General features: G+C 36.8%; 22 protein-coding genes. 6 read left to right on the forward strand and 16 right to left on the reverse strand.

Annotation, left to right across the window (positions count from 1 at the left end; translation table 11 throughout):
- The first annotated feature begins 215 nt into the window (after positions 1–215).
- Together JNG87_RS10575 and JNG87_RS10580 are read left to right on the forward strand one after the other, a co-directional pair.
- Complete coding sequence (locus JNG87_RS10575) at positions 216–1091, forward strand: LysR family transcriptional regulator (RefSeq protein ID WP_202844018.1); 876 nt, start codon at positions 216–218, stop codon at positions 1089–1091.
- A gap of 199 nt (positions 1092–1290) precedes the next feature.
- The gene (locus tag JNG87_RS10580) at positions 1291–2226 is read left to right on the forward strand and encodes a YeiH family protein (protein ID WP_202844025.1); all 936 of its coding nucleotides are present in this window, start codon (positions 1291–1293) and stop codon (positions 2224–2226) included.
- Between the two features lie 78 nt (positions 2227–2304).
- Here the strand turns inward: JNG87_RS10580 and JNG87_RS10585 are convergent, their stop codons facing one another.
- The 8 genes from JNG87_RS10585 to JNG87_RS10620 all read right to left on the reverse strand — a co-directional run bounded on the left by JNG87_RS10585 (position 2305) and on the right by JNG87_RS10620 (position 8588).
- Complete coding sequence (locus tag JNG87_RS10585) at positions 2305–2487, reverse strand: hypothetical protein (RefSeq protein ID WP_110009396.1); 183 nt, start codon at positions 2485–2487, stop codon at positions 2305–2307.
- A 167-nt stretch (positions 2488–2654) separates the two neighbouring features.
- Complete coding sequence (locus JNG87_RS10590) at positions 2655–3896, reverse strand: MFS transporter (protein WP_202844027.1); 1242 nt, start codon at positions 3894–3896, stop codon at positions 2655–2657.
- Between the two features lie 73 nt (positions 3897–3969).
- Entirely contained in the window at positions 3970–5535 is a 1566-nt protein-coding gene (rny, locus tag JNG87_RS10595; protein ID WP_171006220.1) for a ribonuclease Y, read from the reverse strand.
- Between the two features lie 233 nt (positions 5536–5768).
- On the reverse strand, positions 5769–6056 hold the full coding sequence (locus JNG87_RS10600; protein ID WP_110009403.1) for a cell division protein ZapA: 288 nt from the start codon (positions 6054–6056) through the stop codon (positions 5769–5771).
- Positions 6056–6505 (reverse strand): FlxA-like family protein, encoded by a 450-nt coding sequence (locus JNG87_RS10605; RefSeq protein ID WP_238349710.1) that lies wholly within the window; start codon positions 6503–6505, stop codon positions 6056–6058. The genes JNG87_RS10600 and JNG87_RS10605 overlap by 1 nt, the downstream gene beginning before the upstream one ends.
- Complete coding sequence (locus JNG87_RS10610; RefSeq protein ID WP_202844028.1) at positions 6498–7280, reverse strand: porin family protein; 783 nt, start codon at positions 7278–7280, stop codon at positions 6498–6500. The genes JNG87_RS10605 and JNG87_RS10610 overlap by 8 nt, the downstream gene beginning before the upstream one ends.
- A gap of 3 nt (positions 7281–7283) precedes the next feature.
- Positions 7284–8015 (reverse strand): bifunctional demethylmenaquinone methyltransferase/2-methoxy-6-polyprenyl-1,4-benzoquinol methylase UbiE, encoded by a 732-nt coding sequence (gene ubiE, locus JNG87_RS10615; protein WP_002980528.1) that lies wholly within the window; start codon positions 8013–8015, stop codon positions 7284–7286.
- A 3-nt stretch (positions 8016–8018) separates the two neighbouring features.
- On the reverse strand, positions 8019–8588 hold the full coding sequence (locus tag JNG87_RS10620; protein WP_062670900.1) for a hypothetical protein: 570 nt from the start codon (positions 8586–8588) through the stop codon (positions 8019–8021).
- 101 nt (positions 8589–8689) lie between these two features.
- On the opposite strand from JNG87_RS10620, the gene JNG87_RS10625 reads away from it, so the two are divergent.
- On the forward strand, positions 8690–9763 hold the full coding sequence (locus JNG87_RS10625) for a 3-oxoacyl-ACP synthase III family protein (RefSeq protein WP_110009405.1): 1074 nt from the start codon (positions 8690–8692) through the stop codon (positions 9761–9763).
- Positions 9764–9830: 67 nt separating this feature from the next.
- Entirely contained in the window at positions 9831–11036 is a 1206-nt protein-coding gene (locus JNG87_RS10630) for a metallophosphoesterase (RefSeq protein WP_202844030.1), read from the forward strand.
- Positions 11037–11179: 143 nt separating this feature from the next.
- On the opposite strand, the gene JNG87_RS10635 is transcribed toward JNG87_RS10630, so the two are convergent.
- The 3 genes from JNG87_RS10635 to JNG87_RS10645 form a co-directional block, all read right to left on the reverse strand.
- Positions 11180–11932 (reverse strand): polysaccharide deacetylase, encoded by a 753-nt coding sequence (locus JNG87_RS10635; RefSeq protein ID WP_202844032.1) that lies wholly within the window; start codon positions 11930–11932, stop codon positions 11180–11182.
- Positions 11933–12016: 84 nt separating this feature from the next.
- A complete protein-coding gene (locus JNG87_RS10640; protein ID WP_110009408.1) occupies positions 12017–12982 on the reverse strand; it encodes an NAD-dependent epimerase/dehydratase family protein in 966 nt (321 codons plus the stop codon).
- A gap of 103 nt (positions 12983–13085) precedes the next feature.
- Positions 13086–15938 carry a TonB-dependent receptor plug domain-containing protein gene (locus tag JNG87_RS10645; protein WP_202844034.1) on the reverse strand — a complete coding sequence of 951 codons (2853 nt, stop codon included), beginning with the start codon at positions 15936–15938 and terminating at the stop codon, positions 13086–13088.
- Positions 15939–16171: 233 nt separating this feature from the next.
- On the opposite strand from JNG87_RS10645, the gene ggt reads away from it, so the two are divergent.
- The gene (gene ggt, locus JNG87_RS10650; protein ID WP_202844036.1) at positions 16172–17860 is read left to right on the forward strand and encodes a gamma-glutamyltransferase; all 1689 of its coding nucleotides are present in this window, start codon (positions 16172–16174) and stop codon (positions 17858–17860) included.
- 168 nt (positions 17861–18028) lie between these two features.
- Positions 18029–19309 carry a dicarboxylate/amino acid:cation symporter gene (locus tag JNG87_RS10655; protein WP_202844043.1) on the forward strand — a complete coding sequence of 427 codons (1281 nt, stop codon included), beginning with the start codon at positions 18029–18031 and terminating at the stop codon, positions 19307–19309.
- Between the two features lie 165 nt (positions 19310–19474).
- On the opposite strand, the gene JNG87_RS10660 is transcribed toward JNG87_RS10655, so the two are convergent.
- The 5 genes from JNG87_RS10660 to JNG87_RS10680 form a co-directional block, all read right to left on the reverse strand.
- Complete coding sequence (locus tag JNG87_RS10660) at positions 19475–20326, reverse strand: diacylglycerol/lipid kinase family protein (RefSeq protein WP_110009412.1); 852 nt, start codon at positions 20324–20326, stop codon at positions 19475–19477.
- Positions 20327–20369: 43 nt separating this feature from the next.
- Positions 20370–21194 (reverse strand): RsiV family protein, encoded by an 825-nt coding sequence (locus JNG87_RS10665; protein WP_202844045.1) that lies wholly within the window; start codon positions 21192–21194, stop codon positions 20370–20372.
- A 92-nt stretch (positions 21195–21286) separates the two neighbouring features.
- The gene (locus JNG87_RS10670) at positions 21287–23221 is read right to left on the reverse strand and encodes a transglutaminase-like domain-containing protein (protein WP_202844047.1); all 1935 of its coding nucleotides are present in this window, start codon (positions 23219–23221) and stop codon (positions 21287–21289) included.
- A 2-nt stretch (positions 23222–23223) separates the two neighbouring features.
- Positions 23224–25116, reverse strand: coding sequence for a DUF3857 domain-containing protein (locus tag JNG87_RS10675; protein ID WP_202844049.1), 1893 nt, complete (start codon positions 25114–25116; stop codon positions 23224–23226).
- 399 nt (positions 25117–25515) lie between these two features.
- Positions 25516–25938: a DUF5684 domain-containing protein gene (locus tag JNG87_RS10680; protein WP_047432171.1), complete on the reverse strand. Its 423-nt coding sequence runs from the start codon at positions 25936–25938 to the stop codon at positions 25516–25518.
- Positions 25939–25948: the final 10 nt, after the last annotated feature.

Raw genomic sequence — 25948 nt, forward strand, 5'->3', positions numbered from 1 at the left:
GAAGTGCGGGGTCACAATTATTTGTTTATTTTGTTGCCGGATGCTGGTTTTTAATGGTTCTTTGTTCTTCTTCACTTATAATATCTCGAACCCAAAATCCCTCAAACTCAAAACCCCGAAACTCGCAACACGCATCTCATTACCCTCAAACCCTCCCACTCTCAAACTCTCAAGCTCTCTTCACCATTTCCAACTATAATTCGTAATTTTACCCCATGTTCGATTACAGATTAAAAGTTTTCCATACGGTGGCTACCCGATTAAGCTTCACCAAGGCTTCAGAGGAGCTTCACATTTCCCAACCCGCTGTTACCAAACATATTAAAGAGATTGAAACTCAGATAGGTGCTAAGCTATTTGACCGTAAAGGAACTTCTATCCAGCTGACCCAAAGCGGAAAAATTCTGTTTGAACATGCAGAAAAGATCAGAAACATCTATCGTGACATGGAATTTGAGATCAGCCAGATCAGTCAGCAGCATAAAGGAAAGCTGATTATCGGGGCGAGTACAACCGTTGCACAGTATATTTTACCAGAGATTTTGGCCAAATTCAATTCTTATTATAAAGATATTAAGATTGAGCTTCTTACCGGAAATACGGAAACCATCTCAACACTTTTAAAAGAAGAAAAAATTGACCTGGGTATCATTGAAGGGGAATCACAGTCTTCTTATTTTGAATATAAAACTTTTAAACCTGATGAAATTGTTCTCGCAGCAAAATCAGATCATCCTCTTGCCCATAAAACATTAAGCTTAAAAGATCTTTATCAGCTGGATCTTATCTTCAGGGAACAGGGTTCCGGTACGCTGGAATTCATCCAAAACAGGCTTAAAGAAAAGGAAATTAATATCCATGAATTGAATACTGTCATACAGTTGGGAAGCAGTGAAAGTATTAAAAATTACCTTCTTCACTCCGAATGTTTGGCATTTCTTTCTATCAGCACTATTCTTAACGAACTTAAAAACAACATCCTTACAGTGATTGATATTAAAAATTTCAGTATCGAAAGAGATTTTCATTTTATCCTTCCCAAAGGAGAACAATCTGAACTGATCAAACTTTTTTTGAGGTTTGCAGAATAACAGGCAATAAGCAATAAGCAATAAGCAATAAGCAATAAGCAATAAGCAATAAGCAATAAGCAATAAGCAATAAGCAATAAGCAATAAGCAATAAGCAATAAGCAAAGATATAACTTTTAGTTATCCGATATAACAAAATACGATTTACTTTGTAATACTTTATTTCGGACTTTTGATGCTCATTTTAAAAGTTCGCATTATGAAAGATTTCATTCAAAATGAAATAACAAGGAAAGTATTTTTTATTGTTTTGGCTGTATTATGCCTTACACCTTTTATATCTTCTCCAATTGCTCTTGCTTTGGGATTTGCCCTGGCTGTTTTTATCGGAAATCCTTTTGAAAAACACCTTCATCAATATATTCATTTACTGCTGCAGATTTCAATAGTAGGTCTTGGATTCGGGCTGAAGCTTGATGAAGCGCTTCATGCCGGAAAAACAGGCTTGATGCTGACTGTTGTAAGTATTGTCACCGTTATGGTTTTAGGATATTTTCTGGGAAAATTATTTAAACTGGAAAGACCTTTATCTTATCTTCTCTCCGCAGGAACTGCTATTTGTGGCGGGAGTGCTATTGCTGCTGTTTCTCCCATCATTAAACCTAATACAAAACAAATTTCTCTTGCGCTGGCTATTGTTTTTACCTTAAATTCGGTTGCCTTGTTTGTATACCCTGCAATAGGACACCTGCTGAATCTTTCACAGGAGCAGTTTGGGCTTTGGTGTGCAGTGGGAATTCATGACACAAGTTCTGTAGTGGGTGCTGCCAGTAAATATGGAGATGAAGCTTTGAAAATAGCCACCACAGTGAAGCTGGCCCGTGCTTTATGGATTATTCCTGTCTCACTGATAACCATGTTTATTTTTAAAAGTAAAGATTCCAAAATAAAGATTCCCTGGTTTATCGGATATTTCATTGCAGCAATCCTTTTGAATACTTATTTCCCCTTTCTTGACCGATTCAGTACTTCGATTACTGTTCTGGCAAAATCCGGTCTGAATCTGACCTTATTTTTGATTGGTTCTACCCTTTCTATTCAAACGCTGAAATCAATCGGATTAAAACCTTTGGTAATGGCAATTATACTATGGGTAACGATAAGCATCGGCAGCCTTCTTTACATTATCCGTTAAAAGAGCAGAACCCTTTTGAAATCAAAAGGGTTCTGCATATTAAATGTGGAAATGTTTATTTCTAATTGAAATAATTTCTTAGATCTCCCCACAAGTATAAACCTGTGGACAGCCAATATATTGTACACAATACCAAGGTCCGGTTACTGCTCCTGAGCAGCTGCATCCGCAAAGTGATAAATCAGGGTTTCCGCTTATTCCTCCGGTAATGTTTTTCAGATCCTGTTTTCTTAATTTTTTAGCGTTTTTCATAATGTTCATGAGATTTAGTTTGATTAAAAATATAGTTTTAGTTACCTTTCAAAGTTAAACAAATATTAAATACTCGCAACAAAAATTAATGTAAAATTGAATAATTTATTGATAATAACCCTATTATTACGTTCAAAATAAGGAATAGCACTATGTTATTTATTAAACAAGTTAAATTATTCCGTAAATTCAAGATCTCTGTCGTGGGTTTCTGAAATGGTAAGTGAAGAATAAAATGCCAGCCCGAATACCACCACCCCTACTATGGCAGCACTTTCCACAACCGGGAAATGTCCTTTAAGAGAATCAAAAGCAAATATCATTACCGGCACCAGACCTCTTACCATGTTGGGAACGGTAGTTGTTGCCGTATTTCTGATATTCGTCCCGAACTGTTCTGCTGCCAACGTTACAAACATAGCCCAGTATCCTGTTCCAAATCCCAGCCATACACAAAACAGGTAATATCTGGTTTCCGTGTTGGTATTTCCGAATAACATAATTGCCACCCCGATCAACGTAAAAATCAGCATATAAAAGATGGCCATTTTACGGGATTTTAAAGCATGGGAAATAAAACCACTCAACAGGTCACCGACAGAAATACCTACATAAGCCCACATAATGGCTTTTCCGGGGTTGATATCCTTTATGCCTAATTCAGGGGCAAACTGATTGGCTAAAACAGCCAGAATGCCTATGCAATACCACGTAGGTAATCCCACTGCAATACATTTTAAATATCTTATCAGTCTGTCTTTATTGGTAAAAAAGGAGAGAAAGTTTCCTTTGGAGATATTTTTATGCTCAAGATTCTTATAAATTCCGGATTCCGATACGCTTATTCTCAGTATCAATAACATAATTCCCATGATCCCACCGATAATGTAAGAAATATTCCATCCTCCGGCCAGCTCTACAGTTAGCTGAGCTACAACGGCGCCCATTAATCCAAAACCGGCAACAACCGAAGTCCCGATGGCTCTTAAATTCTTCGGCAGACTTTCAGAAACCAGTGTAATTCCGGCTCCAAGCTCTCCGGCAAGTCCTATACCTGCAATAAACCTTAAGCCGGCATATTGGTATATCAAATGCTCTTTCGGAAAATAAGGCAGAAAACCACAGGCAATATTGGCTAAAGAATACACTAAGATGGATCCAAAAAGTACGGAAAGCCTTCCCTTTTTGTCTCCAAAGATTCCCCAGAACACCCCTCCTATGAGAAGTCCTACCATCTGGCAGTTCAGTATGAAGGTTCCGTCTGCATCCGGATTAAGCCCCAAAGCTTTTAAACTGGGTATTCTAACGATACCGAATAAAAGAAGGTCATAGATATCTACAAAATAGCCAAGGGCGGAGATAATAACGGGAATAGAGAAAATGTACTTCAGTTTTGAAGACAGGGACAGTTCTTGCATTTTTAAGTTTTGATAAAAATAAAAAACCTTTCAATTTCTTGAAAGGTTTTTATCAAATATCTTTTTCTGATTATTATCTGGCAATATTGACAGCTCTCGTTTCTCTGATTACTGTTACTTTTACCTGTCCCGGATAAGTCAGTTCATTCTGGATTTTCTCAGAGATGTCGTAAGAAAGCTGAGAAGCTACTTCGTCATTTACTTTTCCACTCTCTACCATTACTCTCAGTTCTCTACCTGCCTGAATTGCATAAGCACTGGATACTCCATCGAAGCTTAATGCTGCAGATTCAAGATCTTTTAATCTCTGGATGTAAGACTCCAATACCTGTCTTCTTGCTCCCGGTCTTGCTCCTGAGATCGCATCGGCAACCTGAATGATCGGAGATAATAATGACTTCATTTCAATTTCGTCGTGGTGAGCTCCGATTGCGTTTACAACTTCAGGGTTTTCACCATATTTCTCAGCCCACTGCATTCCTAAAAGCGCGTGTGGTAATTCTGATTCCTGCTCAGGAACTTTACCGATATCGTGTAAAAGACCTGCTCTTTTTGCTAATTTTACGTTTAATCCTAATTCAGCAGCCATCGTTGCAGCAATGTTGGCTACTTCTCTTGAGTGCTGTAGTAAGTTTTGTCCGTAAGAAGAACGGTATTTCATTCTACCTACGATTTTGATCAGTTCAGGGTGTAATCCGTGGATTCCTAAATCAATGATGGTTCTCTTCCCTACTTCAATGATTTCCTCCTCAATCTGCTTTCTTGTTTTTTCTACCACTTCTTCGATTCTTGCCGGGTGAATTCTACCATCGGTTACCAATCTGTGTAGGGATAGTCTTGCAATTTCTCTTCTTACCGGATCAAAGCATGAAAGAAGAATAGCTTCAGGAGTATCATCAACGATAATTTCTACTCCGGTTACCGCTTCCAAAGCACGGATATTTCTACCTTCTCTACCGATAATTCTACCTTTTACTTCATCAGACTCGATGTTGAAAACGGATACTGAATTTTCGATTGCCTGCTCCGTTCCGATTCTCTGGATTGTCTGGATAACAATCTTTCTCGCTTCGTTTTTAGCATTCATCTGAGCTTCTTCCATGATGCTCTGAACATGTGCCTGTGCTCTTGTTTTGGCCTCTGCTCTCATGGTTTCTACCAATTCTGCTTTAGCTTCCTCAGCGGTGTAATTAGAGATTTTTTCAAGTATTTCTACTTTCTTGGCAGTAGCCGTATCTAATTCCTGCTGTTTTCTATCCAGAATTTCGTTCTTCTTGGCATAATCTGCAATCTGTCTGTCGAGATCTTTTTCAAGCTTCCCAGTCTTGCTAAGCTCGTCATTCAGCTTGTGTTCCTTGTCTTTGATTCTTTTCTCAACTTCCTGCATTTTCTTTTCGCGGGACTGAATATCAGCGTCATGCTGTGATTTCAGTTCCAGGAATTTTTCTTTAGCCTGAAGATTCTTTTCTTTCTTTATGGATTCAGCCTGTACATTAGCTTTTTCTATAAGGTTTTCGGCATTTTTCTTGGCATCATCTATGATGAATTTTGCTTTAGTATTCAGAGAACTTCTGGAAAAAAACATTCCCACGACAGCTCCGATTACCAAACAAACAACACCGACTATAACTTCTATCATAATTTATATTGAGTTTTAATTGTATTCATATCCTTGTTCAATAAAAAAAGCCCACAATAATCCAGAGATTGAGAGTAAACTCCTAATCAACACGATTTGAACTGATTTCCACTGTCTGTAATCCGGAAGCCCGGCACGCCATTCAATGGACATTTGTTCGGTAATTGTTTAGCGTTGAGTTTACCTTTAATGTGTTAGAATTATTGTAGGCAGTAATTTTCAGGAAAAAAAATCTATTTCCCGATTTCATTCAACGACTGATTAATCTGCTTTAACCTTTCGTTGGTAGAATTAATATTTTTTTCGTAGTTCAGAGAAACTACTTCCGCATTGGTTCCCAGTTTAAGGGCACACATAGCCAAAGCATCCTGTTTATCTCTTACATCGAAGTTTTGTTCAAAATCTTTAATCATATTCTCGATCTGCTTCCCTACTTTACGCAAAGTTTCTTCCTCTGCTGCCGGTACGTTCAGCGGATACACTCTTCCTGCAATGTTGACGGTTATTCTCCTTATCTCCATTATAATCCACTGTTTTGAAGCTGAGCAATACAGAAATCAATTTCTTTTACCAATCTGTTGATATGGTTTTTCATTAACCTATTGTGTTCAGGATTTCCTGATATTGCTGAATAAAGTTTTATATTTTTTTGTTCTTCTGCTAATACCTGATTCTTTCTTCTTTCCTCATCATATTTCTTCTTCAACTCTTCATGCTCAATACTTAATTCTTTTAAATTTTCCGTAAGATTTTTATAGTTCTTTTGCAGAGTCGAAATCTTTCTCTCTAATTCTGAAAAATTGTTTTCTAAATCTTGAAGCATTTCAGGTTTGTATATTCTAACTAAAAGCAAAAATAAAAAAATAATAACACTAACAAAAATAAAACACTCTATATTTTGATATAACAATAAAAAAGGAGGTGCCAGCGCACCTCCTGTGTATTTTTCAGTGAAAATATTTTTATTCAAATTTCAGAACGAACATTACTGCTCTTGTCTGCAATGTAGAGATTGCAGATGACCAGTAAGGAGGTGTAGTAGCGTTATCCGCCACTTTTTCATTGTTCATGAAGAATGTTCCTCTTACGGCAGGAGTCAGTTTAAATTTGTTGAAATAAAACTGGATTCCCATTTCTGCAGACCATGCAAAGTTGTGCGTAGTAGATCTGAAGATTCCCTGCATGTTGTCGTCTGTAGAAGTTGCATTAGACTGAAGGTTTACGACGTAATTCACCCCTGCTGCAACATAAGGTCTTGAGTTGTACCATCTCTGGCCGTGAAGCTCCAAAAGTACCGGAATATCGATCAACGTAGATTTAATTTCTCTTACTTTATCCTTTTCCTGTAAAGGGAATGGCATAAAAGGATCATTCGTTAAAGATCCCCCTGCATATATGTCATTGGATTGTGTATTAAAAGTCAACTGTCTTTGTGCAAACTGTAAACCTGGTTCTATTCTTACGTCAAGATAGTCATTCAGTCTCCATTTTGCAATAAGCCCGGCACCGAAACTATAGCTTTCCTTAGAGGTAACAAGGTTTTCATTATCATTCATCCCGTATTTCGGATGTAAAACAATGCGGTAATCCAGTCTGTTCCCGTTCAAATAAAACCCCCAACTGAATTTCTGTTCGTCGAAATCTTCCAACTTGTCCATTCTGTTTCGGGTTCTGAATTGCGCGTTTGCAAAAACGGCAACATTTACTGAGGTTAAAACCAGTGCTTTTAATAGAAATTTATTCATAGGTTACTTTGTTGCTTTATAAATTGTGGCTATACCTAAACTTAATTTTTTATATTCAACTTTCTTAAATCCCGTATCTAAAAGAATTTGCTTCATCTTCTCCCCGAAAGGAAAAGCATTTACAGAATCCGGAAGGTATGTATACGCCCTATTATCCTTAGAAACCAATCTGCCGATGGCAGGTAATATATTTTTGAAATAAAACATATAAAATGGTCCCATGAAACCCTCAACCTTTGAAAACTCCAGTATATAAACACTTTTGTTATCTTTAACTACTCTTCTTAACTCTGCCAAACCTTTGGTAAGGTTTTCAAAATTCCTTACTCCAAATGCAACGGAAACAGCATCAAATCTATTGTCCTCGAAGGGTAAATTTTCTGCATCTCCTTTTTGCATGGAAATTTTGCCGTCTAATTTAAGTTTTTTTATTTTAATAACGCCAACATTCAGCATTTGTTGTGATAAATCTAATCCAACTACTTTAGAACCGGTTCCTTTTTCAATAGTAATTGCCAGATCTCCTGTTCCTGTAGCTACATCCAGCACTTCCTGCGGATTATCATTTTTCATCCATTTTACCAGTTTATTTCTCCATAGAACGTCAATTTTCATGGATAAAACATGGTTCAGAAGGTCATACTTCGGTGCAATGTTGTCGAACATATCCTCTACCTGGCTTTTTTTGGTAGCCTCTGAATTGTAGGGAGTAACTTTGGTGATATCTTTTGTCAAAACTTAAAACTTGTAATATTCTTTGTAATAATTTAGGTAATCCTGCTTTCTGAAGATTTTGGATCGTGATTCCACTTTCTGGATATTTTTGATCACTTTGTCATAGTCTTCATCTACATTGTAATAAAAATCTTCTGTGTAAAGCTTATTGAAGCGTCTTGCTCCTCCGTAATAATCCTTTCCGTCGATAACCGTTTTATCAAGTGCTGTCAGCAACGAATCTTTTTTAAGATTATATCCGTAATACTGATCATTTACGTAGTAATCCTGATGGGTAATATTAATCAGACCGCGAAGTTTATTCACTTCAAATGCTGAATCGTAAAGCATTTTCTTGTTCTGATCAAAAACCTGAATAGAGTTTTTCCCTTTATTCAAATCCACATGCACATACTGCCCCGCAGAAATAATTCCTTCAGATCCGTTATTGATCTTAAAATAATACGTATTCGGGGTAGGATTATCTACAACATAATAATTCTTCTTGGCTAAAAAAAGGAAGTAGATCCCAAAGGCAACGATAAACGCCACAGCTGCAATAAGTAAGCCTTTTAAGGACGAGTTGTTTTTCATAGATTGTAAAGTACAATTTTTGCAAATTTAATAATATTTTTAATTCTCCGTTATTAATATTAATTATTAACTTTGCATCTTTAAAAAAATCATATAAACGAATGCCGAATACGATCATTATTGGCTCTGGATGTTATATTCCGAACAGAGTTATTGGTAGAGATTACTTCATGAATTCCGAGTTTTACACTGAAGACGGGGTAAAGATTGAAAAGCCTGTGGAAGAGACCATTGCGAAATTTGTAGAGATTACAGAAATCGAAAACAGGAGATTCATTGAGGATGATCTTTCCAACTCACAAATCGGTTATGAAGCTGCAAAAATTGCCCTTGAGGACGCAAAAGTAGACGGCGAAGACCTGGATTATATTATTTATGCAAGCAATTTCGGGGAAGTTACTGAACACGGATATGCTGATTTTATGCCTACAATGGCAGCGAGAGTGAAGAATAAACTGGGAATCAAAAACAGAAAGTGCGTAACCTACGATATGCTTTTCGGATGCCCGGGATGGGTAGAAGCAATGATTTTAGCGGATAATCTTATTAAAGCTAAAGTAGCCAAAACCATACTTGTTATCGGAGGAGAAACTTTAAGCAGAGTAACAGATCCGCATGACAGAAACAGAATGATCTTTGCAGACGGTGCCGGAGCTGTAGTGGTAAAAGCTACAGATGAAGAGAATGTTGGAATTATTGCCCACAACACAATTTGTGATAACGGACCGGAATTAAACTATCTTGAAAACGCTCCTTCCATCAATAAAGAAGTAGATCAGAGACGTCTGTATGTAAGAATGTTAGGAAGAAAAATCTACGAATACGCTCTAAAAAATGTACCGGTTGCGATCAAGGATACCATTACTGATGCCGGTCTTTCTATTGAAGATATAGACAAAATCTTAATTCACCAGGCCAATGCTAAAATGGATTATGCAATGATTGAAAGACTTCATAAGCTTTATGACGTGAAAGAATACGATCATGCCATCTCTCCTATGACTATCCAGGATTTCGGAAACACTTCCGTGGCAACGATTCCTACTATGTATGATTTAATAATTAAAGGAAAAATGGAGGGTCAATCGTTTAAAGATAATGGTAACATTGTGATGACTTCGGTAGGTGCCGGAATGAACATCAATGCTATCGTTTATAGATTTCCTAAAAAGTAATATTTAAACCATTAAAAATATAAAAGCACAGGGAAGTTTATTCTTTGTGCTTTTTTTTGATCAGAACATGCAAAAGAATTTTTTAATCATCGCCGCAATCTTCCTTTTTCTGGAAGTGTATATTTATCAGGCCGTCAGAACACTTACCGATAATTTCTGGATCAGAATCGGATACTGGGTCATATCTTTAGCCGTGTATGGAATTTTCGCGTATGAAGTTACCCACTACCAAAGATCAGACAGAAGTATGGTAAGAGCTCAGATCATGATTTCGTTATTTTTAATCTTCATCCTTCCAAAGATCTTTATCGTTTTATTTTTATTGATTGATGATATTGTCCGAACGGGCGGTTACCTGATCGGTTTCGCCAAGCCATCGGAAAATTTCTTCCCGGAAAGAAGAAAGTTCCTGAGCCTGGTTGGATTGGGAATGAGCGGCGTTCTTTCCGCTCTTTTCATAGACGGGATTACATTTGGAAAGTACAGGCATAAGGTAAGAAGGGTAAGAGTAAATTTCGCCAACCTTCCGAAAAGTTTTAAAGGATACAAAATCATCCAGATTTCTGATGTTCACAGCGGCAGTTTCTCTGATCCCGGCAAATTAGAGCATGCCATCGAGCTGATTAATGAACAGAAGCCGGATCTGGTATTATTTACCGGAGATATGGTGAATAACGTTGCTGATGAATTTAAACCTTTTATTCCTCTGTTTTCAAAAATCCAGGCTAAGGACGGCAAGTTTGCGGTATTGGGAAACCACGATTACGGAGATTATGTAAGCTGGGAATCACCTGCAGCTAAAAAAGAAAACCTTGACACATTGATTGATTATGAAAAGCAAGCCGGATTTGATATGCTGAGAAATGAACACAGAGTGATTGAAAAAAACGGTGAAAAATTGTATATCCTAGGTGTTGAGAACTGGGGTTTGAAGCCATTCCCACAATTCGGAAAGATTGATGATGCTCTAAAAGGAGTACCAGAATCTGCCAATAAGATTCTGATGAGCCACGACCCTACCCACTTTGATTATGTGGTAAAAAAGCACCCCGCAAACATTCACCTGACACTTTCGGGACACACGCACGGGATGCAGTTTGGGCTGGATCTTAAGAATGTAAAATGGTCACCGGTACAATACAAATATCCAAAATGGGCCGATTTATACGAAAGTGAAGGGAAACTGCTGTATGTCAACAGAGGATTCGGAGTATTGGGCTATCCGGGAAGAGTAGGTGTATTGCCAGAGATTACGCTTTTTGAGTTGAGCTAGTGAAGTTCAAAGTTCAAAGTTCAAAGTTTAATGTTAGAGGTTTAGAAATTGAGTATTGTTGAACATGTGAATAGTTCTCCCTAATCCCTTTAATCTAATAGCTGCTACCTAACACCTAATATCTGCAACCTATAACCTGCAACCTAAAAAATATAATCTTTCATACGGGAAGTAGCCATTTCCCTGTCGTTAAGAAAAGTAAGGAGGGCATCTAATTTGTCCTCCATTTTTTTGCCCGAAAATAAGCTTCGGTAAAATGGAATATCAAAACGGTATTTCTTGAAATCCGTAAACTGCCATGTGTTCAGGTAGATCAGCACAAATTCTTCATTCTGCAAAGTTTCCAGTACCATATTCTGATAGTACTTCATCGGCAGAATCTGAAATACAAAATCATTATAGGGAAGCTGACTGTACGGAGAAATACTTTCCGGGACAATACTCAGCCCATCCTCCTCTATAATTTCAGTATCTCTTTTAAGCCTTTTGAAAGGAAAAAGAATATTGGCATTATCAATATTGGAGACATAATTGAATTCCATCATCTTTAACATTTCGTGAGAAACCTTTATGTCTTTCTGACGGATTCCTCTGATTTGTTTTTCCAGAAGATCCTGAATATTCTTCTTGGCATTTTCAATTTCTTCAGGATTTGAACCTTTGTTATAAAAAGCAATTTCATGCCCTTTGGATGAAATTGCTTTTATTAAATGATGAAGTTTTTCAGTAATAGAAACCTCTACAAAAAAACTTGATTTAACATCATGAATATCTAAAATTCTCAGAATCGCTCTGGTATTATCTTCAGTGATTTTTAATCGTTCTTCATCAGAAATTTGAGAGCCGTTTTTTACTCCAGCTTCAATACAAGTGATGTTAAAAGTCAATAATACCATTTAAATTAAATTTTATGTAAATTCTACAAAATATTAAAAATCAGATGTTAAATATATTTTTAATTAAAGTATTACTTTACATTATTAATCCTTGGCTAATTTTACCTTCAGATTCTTAATCATATCTTTTGTCATCTCAGAAATTCCGAAATCATACGTCAGACCCCAGTCTTTTTTAGCTACGGAATCGTCAATTGATGCCGGCCATGAATCTGCAATTGCCTGTCTGAAATCCGGGTTATAATCGATTGTAAAATCCGGAATTTCTTTTGTGATTTCTTCCGCCAGTTCTTTTGGAGTAAATGACATTCCGCCCAAATTATAAGAAGAACGAACCGTTAAACTTTCTTTAGGAGCCTCCATAAGTTTCAGGGTTGCATTGATAGCATCATCCATATACAACATCGGCATTCCTGTATTCTCCGAAATGAAACTTGTATACTTTCCGTCTTCAATTGCTTTGTAGAAAATCTCAACAGCATAGTCGGTTGTTCCACCTCCCGCCGGAGTCTTCCATGAGATCAATCCTGGATATCTGATACTTCTTACATCCACACCATATTTATCGAAATAGTACTCACACCACTTCTCCCCTGCCATTTTGGAGATTCCGTAAACGGTTGTTGGGTTCAACACCACATCCTGTCCTACGTCATGCTTTGGAATTCCTTTTCCAAATACTGCGATTGAACTTGGCCAGAAGATCTTTTTAAGAAGTCCTTCTTTTGCCATTTCACAAAAATGAAGCAGCGGTTCAAGATTCAGCTTCCACGCAAAAATTGGCTGCTTTTCCGAAGTCCCGGATAAAAGCGAAGCAAGGTGGTACACTGTAGTAATATCATAATCTTTGATCACCTGCCTTACCAACTGGGTATTGGTAACATCCATTCTTTCATAGTGTCCTGCAGAGGTAATTCCTTCCTGCCATCTGTCCAATCCTGAAGCAACAACGTTTTCCGCTCCGTGGATTTCAACAAGTCTGTTCGTCAATTCGGTACCAATTTGTCCCAAGGCACCTGTAATCAGTATTCTTTCCGTATAGGATTCCATTTTTCAGATTTTTTTTAGAATTGTACAAAAGTAAAAAAAACATGCCAACCATAATAAAAAAGGTATACTTTCGTACACCTTTTTATATTCCTGAAATTTGTAATTAAAAAGTAAGATTTACTCTGGCAAAAAGAAATCTGCCGTTCATCCCGAACTGAGAAACATTTCTCGAGTATACAAACTGATTCTGATTAGACAGATCGATAGTAGACGTATTAACATACACAAGGTTACCGGAAGCATCCAGAGAAGGAGTTTTTACCGTTGCCGGGCCGTAGTTTTTATCAGGATAAATATCAAACAAATTATTCGCCCCGATTGTCAGTTTAAAGTTTTTATTAAAATTATATCCAACAGACAGGTCGGTAATTATTTTTCCTCCCCAAACCGGATGTTCAGTAGCGACAGCCTGGCCGTTAATGATTTCTCCGCTTACGATTCCGTCCCCGTTAGCATCCATCGTATTAGGGTCGGTAACTTTCCCGAAATAAACATTTCTTAGCAGCACACTGAATTTATTAATCTCCAGAGCATTATTCAGGGAAGCTTTAAACCTTGGAATAGCTTCTTCAAGGTAAACACGGCTGGATTCCGAATAATACCTGTTGATCTGCCCTGCATTGATTAAAATATCAGAACCATGTATATCGCCTATCCTGTTCGTCTTTGACACCGTAACTGCAAAATCAGAATTCAAAGCTACCGACTGAGAAAACCTTGCTTTATGTGAAATCACCCCTTCAATACCCTTAGTCTGAGTATCAATCGCATTTGCGAAGAAAGTGGCAGCATTTGCATTGGCCTTATCAAAGGCAGTCTGTAATTTAGCAAGATCACTTCCCACCGGATAGGTTCCCGTCGGTCTTGAAAACTGATCTGTTAAGACCACCCTGTTTTTAATCTTAATGTAATAACCGTCTACTGTGAATGTAAGATTCGCCTGTGGAATCTTAGCCGTAAAACCGGCAGAATAACTCACCGACTCCTCCTGTTTCAATTGTGGAATTCCAAGAATATGTGCTACATCGGAATCATTAGAAAACGCGCCTACTTCATATGCTGTTCCGCCCACAAACTGTGTCGCTGTAGCATTAAAATAAATCTGCTGTAAAGATGGAGCTCTGAATCCCGTGGAATGTGCCGCCCGGAGATTGATATGATCCGTCAGCTTATATCTTGTTGCCAGCTTATAGTTGAATGTAGAACCAAAGTCTGAATAGTTTTCATATCTCAAAGCAGCACTCACCAACCATTTATCCGTAACATCCAGCTCCGTATCCACATAAGCAGCTACGGAATGCCTTCCTTTATTTAAAGCATTTTCAGGACGAAAACCAGGGAATACCTGAGCTCCTCCGGGCCTTGTGTTTCCAAAAAAATCAGTAGGCTTTAGCGCAGCAGCTGTTGCAGGGTTCTGAATCTTCCCATTAATATCATAAAGAGCCCATGAAGCTTCTTCGCCATTTTCTATTTTGTATTTTTCAAACCTCATTTCTCCTCCAAAGGCAATATTAAATCCTTTTAACCAGTCTAACTTTGTATCGAAATCTGCATTGATGGTATTTTGAGAGAATCCCAAGCCACCAGCATTAAACTCTCTTTTACCAGGATACAGCATGGATGCATTGGCTGTATTTTTTATTGTATAGTCAAAAGTATTGCTTCCGAAAGTGTTACTGAGATCATAATTAATATTTCCTAATTTTCCTTTAAATCCTGCTGCAAAAGAGAGATCTATAACATCAGAAGCAATTTCCGGTAAAAAACCATTAGGATATATTGACGTTGAAGTTCTGTTTTGATTGGGCCTTCTGTAAAACCCTGCTGCATTTCCTGCTCTGTAGGAGATTCCTCCAAAAGCATATCCCCGGATTGTTGAGGACAGATCAAATTCGGAGTTCATAAAAAACTGACCGGACCCTAACCTGGACTGCCCCACCCTCATATTAAAGTCGTCTCTTGTTAACCCTCTGTAAGCAAGTTCATTTTCAGTTACATCACCCTTCAGCAGATTCTGCAGGGCTGTAATTGTATTTGCCGACTGAATATCAGCCTGCTGTGCTGCAGTAAAATAATTTACATGCGGAGCATACTGATGTATATAATCTATGATTTGCTGCGTATTGGAAGTATTATTGATATTCCCGAAAAGAGCGGAAATATTCACTTCATTTTCTAATGCTCTTTGCTCAATAGCATTATATGCATTAAAAATATCACCTGCCGCCGACCTGGCTCTTCCGGTATCATTTCTGTTCAGAAAGCTTGCCGTAAAATTGACGAACCCATTATGACCAATTTTAGTTCCGTAATTAAGATCAAGCTGATATTTCTCTCCATCCCATCCTCCGGTATGATCATTAGCTCCTTTCGAATTAAATCCACCTCCCATAATTGCTGCGGTAAATGCATTGGTATTTTTCTTCATGATCACATTAATGACTCCGGCAATTGCATCAGAGCCGTATTGCGCTGAAGCCCCATCCCTCAATACTTCCAGCCTTTCAATAGCAAAAGCAGGAATAGCATTCAGATCGGTCCCTACAGAGCCTCTACCCGGAGAACCGTTAATATTAACCAGTGATGAAGTATGCCTTCTCTTTCCATTAAGTAAAACAAGTACCTGATCCGGCCCGAGCCCTCTCAATTGAGCTGGATCAACATGATCCGTACCATCTGCTACAGTTGTTGAATTGGAAGTAAAAGACGGTGCAGCATAGTTTAAGATCTGATTAAGATCGGTTTGCGGACTTAGTACAGATTGTGATCCAATATTGATAACATCCACAGGAACAGGTGTATCGGTTGCAACTCGGCTTTTATTTCTGGATCCTACAGTAATTTTAACTTCATCTACTGCCTTTACTTTTATAGAATCTTTCGTTTGTGCATTTAGGCTGGCTGACACAAAGACCAAGGTTCCCAAAAAGATAATTTTCTGGTAATTTTTTTTCATGTATTTTTTTTTCAAATGTAATAATTCAATTTTTAAAAAATGAAAATAATTTCATAAAAAATCTAAATTAATTAAATATTACATAATAAAATTGAATAAATAAATACATTAATCAAATAAAATTTAAAAAATATTAACAAATGAAAAAAGTAAAGTATAATTTTCATATTCCTAATAAAAACAGCTATTTACACAAAAAATTCAATAATTTTGTTGTAAGAAAAAACAATCATATGAAGAAGATTTTAATTGCTTCGATGCTTTTGGCTGCACAGCTCAGCTGGGCACAATTTACTGACATCAATATTATCAAAGAAGTACAGGTAAAAAAGAAAGGTGTTGTAGTCTCTGCACATCCGTTAGCCAGTGAAGCAGGAGCCAAAATCTTAAAGATGGGCGGAAATGCCTACGATGCTGTTACCGCAACACAATATGCCCTTGCTGTAGTGTATCCGCAGGCCGGAAACATCGGTGGCGGAGGATTTCTGGTAGGTGTAAAGAATAATGGTGAAAAATTCACACTGGATTACAGGGAAACAGCTCCGAAAAAGGCTTCCCGTGATATGTATATTGATAAAAAAGGAAAGGCAGATACAGATTTATCCCAGAACGGCAGACTTGCAGTAGGCATCCCGGGAAGTGTAGCAGGATTTTTTGCTACGTTGAAATACTGTAAACTTCCTATGGAAAAGATTATTCAGCCCGCCATTGATCTTGCTGAAAAAGGATTTGCCATCACAGACAAAGAGGCAGAAATGCTGAATAACCAAAGAGAAAAATTCCAGAAACATAATAAATCTTCCATCATTTTTGTAAAAGATACCCCATGGAAAGCCGGAGATCTATTGGTTCAAAAAGATTTAGCTGAAACTTTGAAACTGATCCAGAAACAGGGAGCTAAAGGTTTTTATGAAGGAAAAACAGCTGAACTTTTAGTTGCTGAAATGAAAAGAGGGAACGGAATCATCACATTGGAAGATCTTAAAAACTATAAAGTTGCTGAGAGAAAAGCATTGGAATTTGATTACAAAGGAAACGATGTTGTCACCATGCCTTTACCATCAAGCGGCGGAGTGCTACTTGCCCAGATGCTCAGAATGGCCAGTTTTGAAAACCTTGAAAAATATCAGCAGAACTCAACAAAAGCAGTTCAGATTATGGCTGAAGCAGAAAGAAGAGCGTTCGCAGACAGAGCTGAATATATGGGTGACCCGGATTTTATTCAGGACAAGACCTCTTACCTGATCTCTGATGATTATCTGAAAGGGAGATGGAAAAGTTTTAGTTTTGACAAAGCAACACCAAGTGCAGAAGTCGGTAAAATCATAGCACAACCGAAAGAATCAATGCAGACCACACATATTTCCGTATTGGATAAGGATGGAAATGCAGCTTCTGTAACCACGACTCTTAACGGATATTACGGAAGTAAAGTTTTAGTTACGGGAGCAGGATTCTTTTTAAATAATGAAATGGATGACTTTTCAATCAAACCCGGAGTACCGAATATGTTCGGAGCTGTGGGTGGAGAGGCCAATTCAATACAGCCCAACAAGAGAATGCTTTCTTCAATGACGCCAACGATTATTCTTAAGAATGGAAAACCTTTTATGGTTGTGGGAACTCCCGGAGGCACTACAATACCGACTTCAGTATACCAATCCATTGTGAATGTGGTTGATTTTAAGCTAAATGCGAATATGTCGGTCAATGCACCAAAATTCCATCACCAGTGGCTTCCTGAAACCATAACGGTTGAAAATAATTTTCCGGAAAGTACTATTTCTGAACTGAAAAGCAAGAATTACGTCATTGAAAAGACGAAGTACATCGGAAAAACAGAAATGATTGTTCTTGATGAAAACGGAAATATTCACGCAGTAGCAGACGGCCGTGGAGATGATTCTGTAGCAGTGGAATAAACTACATATTAATATATAAATAGAGTCATGGCTTCATTCTTCGAATGAAGCCATGACTTTTTAATTAATTTATAAAACAAGGTCAACAGATTCTTTTGAATGACTTTTGTCATGTTTTCAGATAAATTTTCTTAATTTTCGCCCTTAAAAAAACAAAACGACTGTTCTTTGAAAGCAAAAAAAATACACAATCAGCTTTATTTCCAGGTGATTATCGCCATCATTGCGGGTATTCTTCTTGGAAAATTTTACCCTGAATTGGGAGAAAAGATGAAACCATTGGGGGATGGATTCATCAAATTGGTAAAAATGATTATCGCTCCGGTAATTTTCATAACCCTTACTTTAGGAATTGCCCACATGACCGATTTGAAAAAAGTAGGCAGAATTGCAATCAAGGCAATGATCTATTTTTTTACCTTTTCAACTCTGGCTCTTATCATCGGATTAGTGGTAGGAAATATTCTGCAGCCGGGACATGGCTTGAACATTGATCCTGCTACCCTTTCGGGCGATGTTTCACAATACCAGGCAAAAGCTCATGAATCTACTCTTACGGGTTTTATTATGAATATTATTCCGGAGACATTATTCAGCCCTTTGGTGGGTGATAATATCCTGCAGGTTCTTCTGGTTGCTATTTTAATGGGAGTTGCTTTGGTTTTAACAAAAGAAAAGAGCCAGAAAGTAACTGATTTTCTACAGGATTTGTCGACTCCGGTATTTAAAATCGTCCATATGCTCATGAAACTTGCCCCGATAGGAGCTTTCGGTGCTATGGCCTTTACCATCGGAAAATATGGACTTCATTCTGTACTGAATCTTATATTCCTGGTAGGTACCTTTTATATTACGTCTATCCTTTTTGTGGTCTTGGTACTGGGAGCGGTGGCATGGTATAACGGATTTAATATTTTCAAACTTCTTTTTTATCTTAAGGAGGAGCTTCTTCTCGTTCTGGGCACAAGCTCTTCAGAGTCTGCCCTACCGGGAATTATGGAAAAACTTGAAAAAGCCGGCTGCTCACGGGCTATTGTAGGCCTTGTAGTTCCTACCGGATATTCTTTCAATCTTGACGGAACAAATATTTATATGACACTGGCCTCTCTCTTTATTGCACAGGCATTAAATATTCATCTTCCTCTCGAAAAGCAACTGATGCTTCTTTTGGTAGCCATGTTAAGTTCAAAAGGCGCAGCTGGTGTCACAGGTGCCGGGTTTGTTACGCTTGCAGCAACATTGGCCGTAGTTCCTGAAATTCCGATTGCAGGAATGACTTTAATTCTTGGAATTGATAAGTTCATGAGCGAATGCAGAGCTTTAACCAATGTCATTGGAAATTCTGTAGCTACAGTTGTAGTGGCCAACTGGGAAAAACAACTTGATAAAAAGCAACTTCAATACTGTCTGGAACATCCGGCTGAAGTGGAAAAGAAACTGGAAGTGTAGACAGGTGGCAGATGGCAGGTTTTAGGTTGCAGGGAATAGGGATAGAATTCAAGGTTCAAGGTTTAAGGTTGTGTGTAAAACGTAACTCGAAATAAACCGAACTCGCAGCCAAACAACCAGTAACTGGTAAACCCGAAACAGATTAACCCACACCAGTAACTGGCTTTAAATCAAAATATTCAAACTTGAAGGCTGTACTTTAACATGAATTGGTGATTTTATCTTATTGAATTCACCGTCAAGATGCCAGTTTTTGGTATTGACTTTAAATGATATTTCAGAGACCGGAAGATAGGTCACATACTCATCATCTTTCAGCCTTTTGGTAAACATTCTGAAAGCAAACAGCGCAGAATACGTCAAAGGAAATTTTTTCACCAAAACCATGTCAACCAATCCGTCACTTTTACTGGCTTTTGGTGCAATATAAGCGTTGTTACCAAACTGCCGGGTATTGGCGATGTTCATCATCAGATATCTGCCGTTATACTGCTGATATTCCTCATCAAAAAACTTCACTTTGATCGGTTTGTAATTGAAGAAGGTTTTCAGAGAAACTTTGATATAGTTTTTGAATCCACGGCTTGTTTTTTCAAACTCTTTAACTACTTTACCGTCAAAACCTGTTCCCGAAACATTGATGGAAAGCCTGTCGTTCACGGTAAATGTATCGATCTTTCTGGAATTTTTTGCTTTTATTTTTTCTAAAAGTTCGTCGAGATTTTTACTGAATTGTGTTTCATTAGAAAAACCGTTTCCTGAACCTGCGGGGAAAATTGCGAGAATTTTCTCTGTATTAATAAGGTTCCTGGCTACTGTAGAAATGGTACCATCCCCTCCTATTGCCACAAAAATATCTACCTTTCCGAAGTGAGACTGGATAAATTCATCTGTCCCGGGAATAGATTCTGAAACATAATACAGAGGATTGTTAACCTTTGCTTTAAGTTCGTTCAAAAACGGCTGATAGTTTTTTTTGGCCGAAAAAGGATTGATAATAAAAGCTACTTTGTCCATTACCGCAAAATTAAAAAATGCTTCCAAAACTGGAAGCATTAATTTACTTAATTTTCATTCTTTCTTTAAATTCTGTATTTAATGTACCTTTCAGATCTTCCCACGAAACAGGAATGGTAATATCTCCGGCAGCAAAAGCAGCAATTTCATAGGGACTGTAGTGAAAATACAGGTTTTTATCATCAAAATAAAAGTTATCAGATGCCGGAATTTTATCCACTAAAAGCATTTCTGAGTTTTTCACTTCTCCGTCACCATCCATCGTACCACTATTCATTTTATCGATATTCTTCATCAGAATGGCTTCAATTTTATTTTTAGGCATTGAAGTAATGTCTTTCAATTCTAATTTTTTGCTGTTTTTCAGATCAAAAACCCTTTCGGAAAATCCGTAATTATCATGTGCTCCACCTTCATATCCGCTTCCCACATATTGGATATGCATATAACCGTTGGTATTGGAAATAAGGTTCATGTGTGAGCTTGAATACCAGTTTTGAGCATAAGTGACATCTGAAGCCCAGTCTTTATTATCATTTTTTACAGAATTGAAATAACTATTTTTTTCATTGTCCAGATAAGCCTGAAGACCTGCTTTGGAAAAGTCTTTAATTTTTTCATTCTGGAAATAGATGCTGTCCAGTAGTTTTTTATCTTTTAAAGAAGGGAAAACCAACAGTTTTGAAGTGTAACTCACTTTTAAGGAGTCTGTAATTTTTGTAGAATCATTGACTTTCACAGAGTCCACTACAAATTCTTCAGTCGCTTTATTTTCTGTTTTTTCTGCTTGCCCTGCCTTTTCATTTTTTTTACAGGCCGTAACTACCAGGAAAGAAGATAATGCTATAACAGCAATCGTATTTTTCATAATTTATTTTTTTGAGTATATATACAAAAACCATTCAAAAGATGAATGGTTTTGGAAAAAAAAATATTTTTTTACTCAGATCACGTCAGACATTACTTTTTAACAAGACTGATTACCTGGTTTTCAAATTTTGAAGCGACGCCCCAAATTTGTTTAAATGCAGGATAGTACTCTTTCGGATAATCTGAACTGTTAATTTTTGTGGTGGTCGTTACCTCCAGCTTATTTCCTTTTTGTACGATAGAATAGGTATATTCTATTTCTTTATCTTCTGTAACAATCTTTTTTTCTTTAGGCATTTCCTCAATCACATATCCTTCCGGAATTTCAAGAGTTACTTTTTTTACTTTCGTGATCGGTGATCCAAAATCGATAGGATATTGTCTTACTTCCGTCTGATCAAATTCATTGGAACTTTTGTTTAAAAACAGCATAGGATTAATGATCATTTTCTTCCCTACTCTGTCAATCAGGTTGGGAGAAGAGAATTTCATACTGCTTTCAAAGTCTCCATTTTCTAAGACTTTTGAATCGATATCCGTAAAGTCCATGGAGAAGTTTTCCTTGTACTGTTTTTTGTATTTCTCAGCATTATCGTCATAGCTGTCTTTTACATACATTGCGTAGGCGCCGGTATCTCTGTCAGAATACGTTCCTGAAATACTTCCGTCGTCATTGATTTTACCATTGACTGTAAGGAAAGTATTACTTGACTTCACATTGGCCATTTGAATCAGAAGAGTCTTGTCTTTGGTGACTAAAATTCCATACTGATTCCAGTTTTTAAGAGGAATCTCATCCAGAGAAGATTGTTTTGAAGTGGCATCATAGATATGCAGCTGGTTATCAATACTGATCGCTGCTAATACAAAATTCATATTGGAAATATTAGGCGAAACCAAGTTGATTAACCCGTTTTCCACCGTAGAAATTACCAACGGATCAGCTTTAAGACCTGCTTCACGAAGCATCATAACAAGAAAAAGACTGATTTCTGCAGCGTTCCCAACTTTAGTTTCCAACAGTTTCCTGATGCCATCTTCTGTGTAGATTCCTTTATCTTTATTCCAGGTAAAGGTTTTTTGAACATAGGAAAAAATAGCATTTGCCTTTTCAAGATCTGTTTTCATTTCTGAAATTCCTGCCGGCATATTTTCTTTTGCCAGTTTTGTTCTTTTCAGTTCTCCTCCAAAATCTTCACTTTCATACAATCTCTTTCCAATCTGATCCCATGAGGAAGAATACAGCTTAAGCTCTCCGAAATTTGTAGAATTCAGCTCAGCACTGATTTTTGTTCTGAAGTTTCTGTCATTTCTTACAAATTTTTCAGTTTTAAAGCCTTTCAGATTTTCATAAGCAAATCTGTAGGTTCTGTATTGTGCACCATATAGGTATCTTTCCTCCATCTCTCTGTACTTAGGAGTAATTCCCCCTGTATAATTTACGTTATATGACATATTAATCGGAGTATCAAAAACGTATTCTGTATTCAGAGAAGGCGTGTCGGATTCTATCAATACTTCAGGAATCATAAATCTGAACGGAGATACAATTTCATATTGATACTCCAGGATTGATCCATTTTTCACACCTGGGAATGCAAATTTTGTGAGAGTAACATATTTATTCTCTTTGCTTTTATATTGAGAACTCTTTTCTACTTTTACAGGAACAGAATTTCCATTTTCAAGATTATAGGTAAAAGCCTTGAATTTACCTAGTGATTCTCTGTTTGAACCGATATTATAGATAGGGATTTCGAGATTCAGCCAATCTTCAGCTTTATCTTTATCATAAATCTTAACTCTGTAAAAATATCTTTTATGCAGATTACCGGTATTGTTATCGATCATAAAATAAGCAGATTTATACAAGATCTCTGCAGGAGCATTTTCATCCAGTAATGATTTGGTTTTAGATAAATCTGCATCATTAAATTTCGGAGGATTCAGAAATTCATATTTCTTCTGAGCATTTACCAGTATTGTGCCGGCTGAGCAAAGAAGCAATACTATTATTTTTTTCATGGCTATATTTTTGTTATTAAAATTTTTGAATTATCCATATTCAGGATCTTTTTTCTGAAACTGATATAGTCATTGTACTTTTCCTTTGGATACAGCCCTTTATTAATCTGTATTTTTCTGATCACTTTTACCTGATCATCACTTTTAACAAAGCTTAGCTTATAAGATCCGAACTCGGAAGTAATGCTTGAGTTATCCGGAGTTTCATCAACTTTATATCCTAAAGGAAGAACAAAAGCAATTTCATATTCATCCTCATAAGACATGCCTACTTCAAAAGGAAGCTCACGGTTTTCATCAGTTTTAAAGACTGCATCATTAAAAATAGGCACAGATCGGAACAATAGGCTGTTTCCTGCTTTTTTAGAGAAATTGTTGGTTTTAAAGTCCAGATCATAGGTAATAACGGCATTGTTTCTGTCGTTATTAAAATTTTTCATTTCAACTTTTTCAAAGTTCAGGATATTAAATCTTTCTTTAACTGCATCATTCTTTTCTTTAGGATTAAGGTTGGCAAATCTCAGATTATCATCATATTGATTTCCGGTATAAGAAAAGTTACCGGTGCCGATAATACTGTTATCCTCATTAAGATTAACTCTCAATGTTTGTTTTTCTTTATTCTGTTCAGCTTTATACACCGGTGTATTGATCAGTTCGATTCCTTTCGGAGTCACAGCAAGTACATTTCTGTCGGTAGTACTGTAATTTAAATGGTTAAAAGCAATTTGCTGAGAGGTATTTTCAAGCCATATATTTCCTTTTTCTGTTGGAACCATAAGAATAATATGATTTCCTCCCATAGAAGGAAATTCGGGATCAAAAGAAACCTGTGACCGACTGGAGGTAATGATGCAATAATTGGAAGGAATCCCTGCTTCATTCAGAAGAACTTTCATATAATTCGTAAGCCCCTTGCAATCTCCATAGCCTTTTTTCTGAACCTCATCCGGCATCATAGGCTGCCATCCACCTATTCCCAAAGCCACAGCAATATATCGGCTTTTGTTCTGCATGTACTGATAAATTTTCTTTACTTTATCTTCTACAGATCCCTGTAATTGTAAAGAGGCTACTTCAGCTTTAATAGCAGGAGTAGATGCAGAAACAGGTACCAAAAGATCATTGTAAATCCAGGTTCCGAAATCTGTCCAGTTATTCAAAGTTCCCTGTTTTCCTGCAAGGCTGAATTTTGTAAGTGTAAAGTTGACCGCAGGTAAGATTTTAACAGGCTCTGGAATCATAAAAGCATCGTCAATAGCAGGTACATTTTTGTATGAATAGGTTTTATCATTTCCACTACCGCTTTCTATCACAGAGGTATAATTGTATTTTGAAGGGTAAATTTTAGATCTGAGTTCTATTCCAGAAGTGTTAACGATTTTAAACTGTGCTTCTTCAAGAGATATTTTAGTAGAAGTAAAAGGTACAAAATCCGGGATAAAAACAGTGTCTTCATCTTCAGCTTCATAGGAAAAATCAATAGTATAAGGATATTGCACCGGTGTATATGAATAAACCAATATCCTGTTATCAGAATAAAAAACTCCCAGAGGATTGTTCGCTACGTCTTTAAAATCAGATTTTGAAACACTTTTAATTTTTTTGCCGGTCTCATCGTAAATCGTAAGTTTTATGTTTGAAATACTTTTTGATTTATCATAAGGGATGTAAGCTACTGCCTCATCGTCACCGTCTTTATTTAAGACTGTAATTATCTTATTTTTCTGATATTTTATTTCATCGATTTTATTGATCTGAACGGTTGTAAATTCTTTTCGGATTACAGCACTCGCATTTTTCTTTAAATTCTCAGGAATGGCAGAGGCAGGATAGCTCTGTGCGAAATATAATGAGGCGGTAGATAATGCCCCGAGGACTAATATTTTCATCATAGTTATTAAGATGGTACAAAAATAATAAAATCTTAATAACTGTTAAAAAAATATAAAAGGCTCCAACATGTGAAGCCTTCAACCTAATACTTAAAAAAGTACTGTTTTAAATGTACCTATAAGGCAATGAACACATTATCAACTTTTCATTGCTTATTTCTGAAAAGTTAAAACAGAATATTTATATTCATTCTATATTGAAATAAGAATATATATTCTGTAACATGAAGGGATAAACTTCAAATTGTCTGTACTCAAATTTATAATAATTTACAATCCATATGATTCAAATACTGTAGAATTAATAATAACGGAAAGTACAATTAATTCTACAATCCTATCGATGATTAATAAAAAAAAGACTTCAGCAATGAAGTCTTTTAATTTTTTTCTTTCTATTTAATCATTCGGGACCAGTTTACTGTCAAAACGATCACTTCCCAATCCCAATACAGGAATAAAAATAAATCCGAAAAGGAGAATCAGAATAGTGTACAGAGGTGTTTCTTTCGCAAAGCCTTTGGCAAGTCTGTCATATACCACCCAGCATGCATAAATGTTTACCAATGGAATAAAGAAAAGAATGATCCACCAAATCGGCTTTTTCACAATTTCCAGTAATACGATCGTGTTGTAAATAGGAATAAAGGCAGCCCAGGCATCTTGTCTTCCTGCTTTCTGGAAGATTTTGTACATGCAGTATCCATAGAATATATAGCAAAGCAGTCCGAAGAACATTGTTCCGATCCCTAATCCTGCAGCAACTGCACCAGAAGCCGCATCTGCTCCGTTGTAAGGATCTGTTTGTAAAAGAGTTAACATATTATTGTTT

This window comes from Chryseobacterium cucumeris (assembly GCF_016775705.1).
Taxonomy (GTDB): Bacteria; Bacteroidota; Bacteroidia; order Flavobacteriales; family Weeksellaceae; genus Chryseobacterium; species Chryseobacterium cupriresistens.

What these genes read in the sequence shown, in the direction of transcription:
- JNG87_RS10670 (WP_202844047.1), bottom strand. Translation starts at nt 23,221, where the DNA reads ATGAAAAAAATAATAGTATTGCTTCTTTGCTCAGCCGGCACAATACTG.
- JNG87_RS10625 (WP_110009405.1), top strand. Translation starts at nt 8,690, where the DNA reads ATGCCGAATACGATCATTATTGGCTCTGGATGTTATATTCCGAACAGA.
- JNG87_RS10630 (WP_202844030.1), top strand. Translation starts at nt 9,831, where the DNA reads ATGCAAAAGAATTTTTTAATCATCGCCGCAATCTTCCTTTTTCTGGAA.
- JNG87_RS10575 (WP_202844018.1), top strand. Translation starts at nt 216, where the DNA reads ATGTTCGATTACAGATTAAAAGTTTTCCATACGGTGGCTACCCGATTA.
- JNG87_RS10635 (WP_202844032.1), bottom strand. Translation starts at nt 11,932, where the DNA reads ATGGTATTATTGACTTTTAACATCACTTGTATTGAAGCTGGAGTAAAA.
- JNG87_RS10590 (WP_202844027.1), bottom strand. Translation starts at nt 3,896, where the DNA reads ATGCAAGAACTGTCCCTGTCTTCAAAACTGAAGTACATTTTCTCTATT.
- JNG87_RS10585 (WP_110009396.1), bottom strand. Translation starts at nt 2,487, where the DNA reads ATGAACATTATGAAAAACGCTAAAAAATTAAGAAAACAGGATCTGAAA.
- rny (WP_171006220.1), bottom strand. Translation starts at nt 5,535, where the DNA reads ATGATAGAAGTTATAGTCGGTGTTGTTTGTTTGGTAATCGGAGCTGTC.
- JNG87_RS10675 (WP_202844049.1), bottom strand. Translation starts at nt 25,116, where the DNA reads ATGATGAAAATATTAGTCCTCGGGGCATTATCTACCGCCTCATTATAT.
- JNG87_RS10600 (WP_110009403.1), bottom strand. Translation starts at nt 6,056, where the DNA reads ATGGAGATAAGGAGAATAACCGTCAACATTGCAGGAAGAGTGTATCCG.
- JNG87_RS10665 (WP_202844045.1), bottom strand. Translation starts at nt 21,194, where the DNA reads ATGAAAAATACGATTGCTGTTATAGCATTATCTTCTTTCCTGGTAGTT.
- JNG87_RS10620 (WP_062670900.1), bottom strand. Translation starts at nt 8,588, where the DNA reads ATGAAAAACAACTCGTCCTTAAAAGGCTTACTTATTGCAGCTGTGGCG.
- JNG87_RS10640 (WP_110009408.1), bottom strand. Translation starts at nt 12,982, where the DNA reads ATGGAATCCTATACGGAAAGAATACTGATTACAGGTGCCTTGGGACAA.
- JNG87_RS10660 (WP_110009412.1), bottom strand. Translation starts at nt 20,326, where the DNA reads ATGGACAAAGTAGCTTTTATTATCAATCCTTTTTCGGCCAAAAAAAAC.
- JNG87_RS10610 (WP_202844028.1), bottom strand. Translation starts at nt 7,280, where the DNA reads ATGAATAAATTTCTATTAAAAGCACTGGTTTTAACCTCAGTAAATGTT.
- ggt (WP_202844036.1), top strand. Translation starts at nt 16,172, where the DNA reads ATGAAGAAGATTTTAATTGCTTCGATGCTTTTGGCTGCACAGCTCAGC.
- JNG87_RS10680 (WP_047432171.1), bottom strand. Translation starts at nt 25,938, where the DNA reads ATGTTAACTCTTTTACAAACAGATCCTTACAACGGAGCAGATGCGGCT.
- JNG87_RS10645 (WP_202844034.1), bottom strand. Translation starts at nt 15,938, where the DNA reads ATGAAAAAAAATTACCAGAAAATTATCTTTTTGGGAACCTTGGTCTTT.
- JNG87_RS10580 (WP_202844025.1), top strand. Translation starts at nt 1,291, where the DNA reads ATGAAAGATTTCATTCAAAATGAAATAACAAGGAAAGTATTTTTTATT.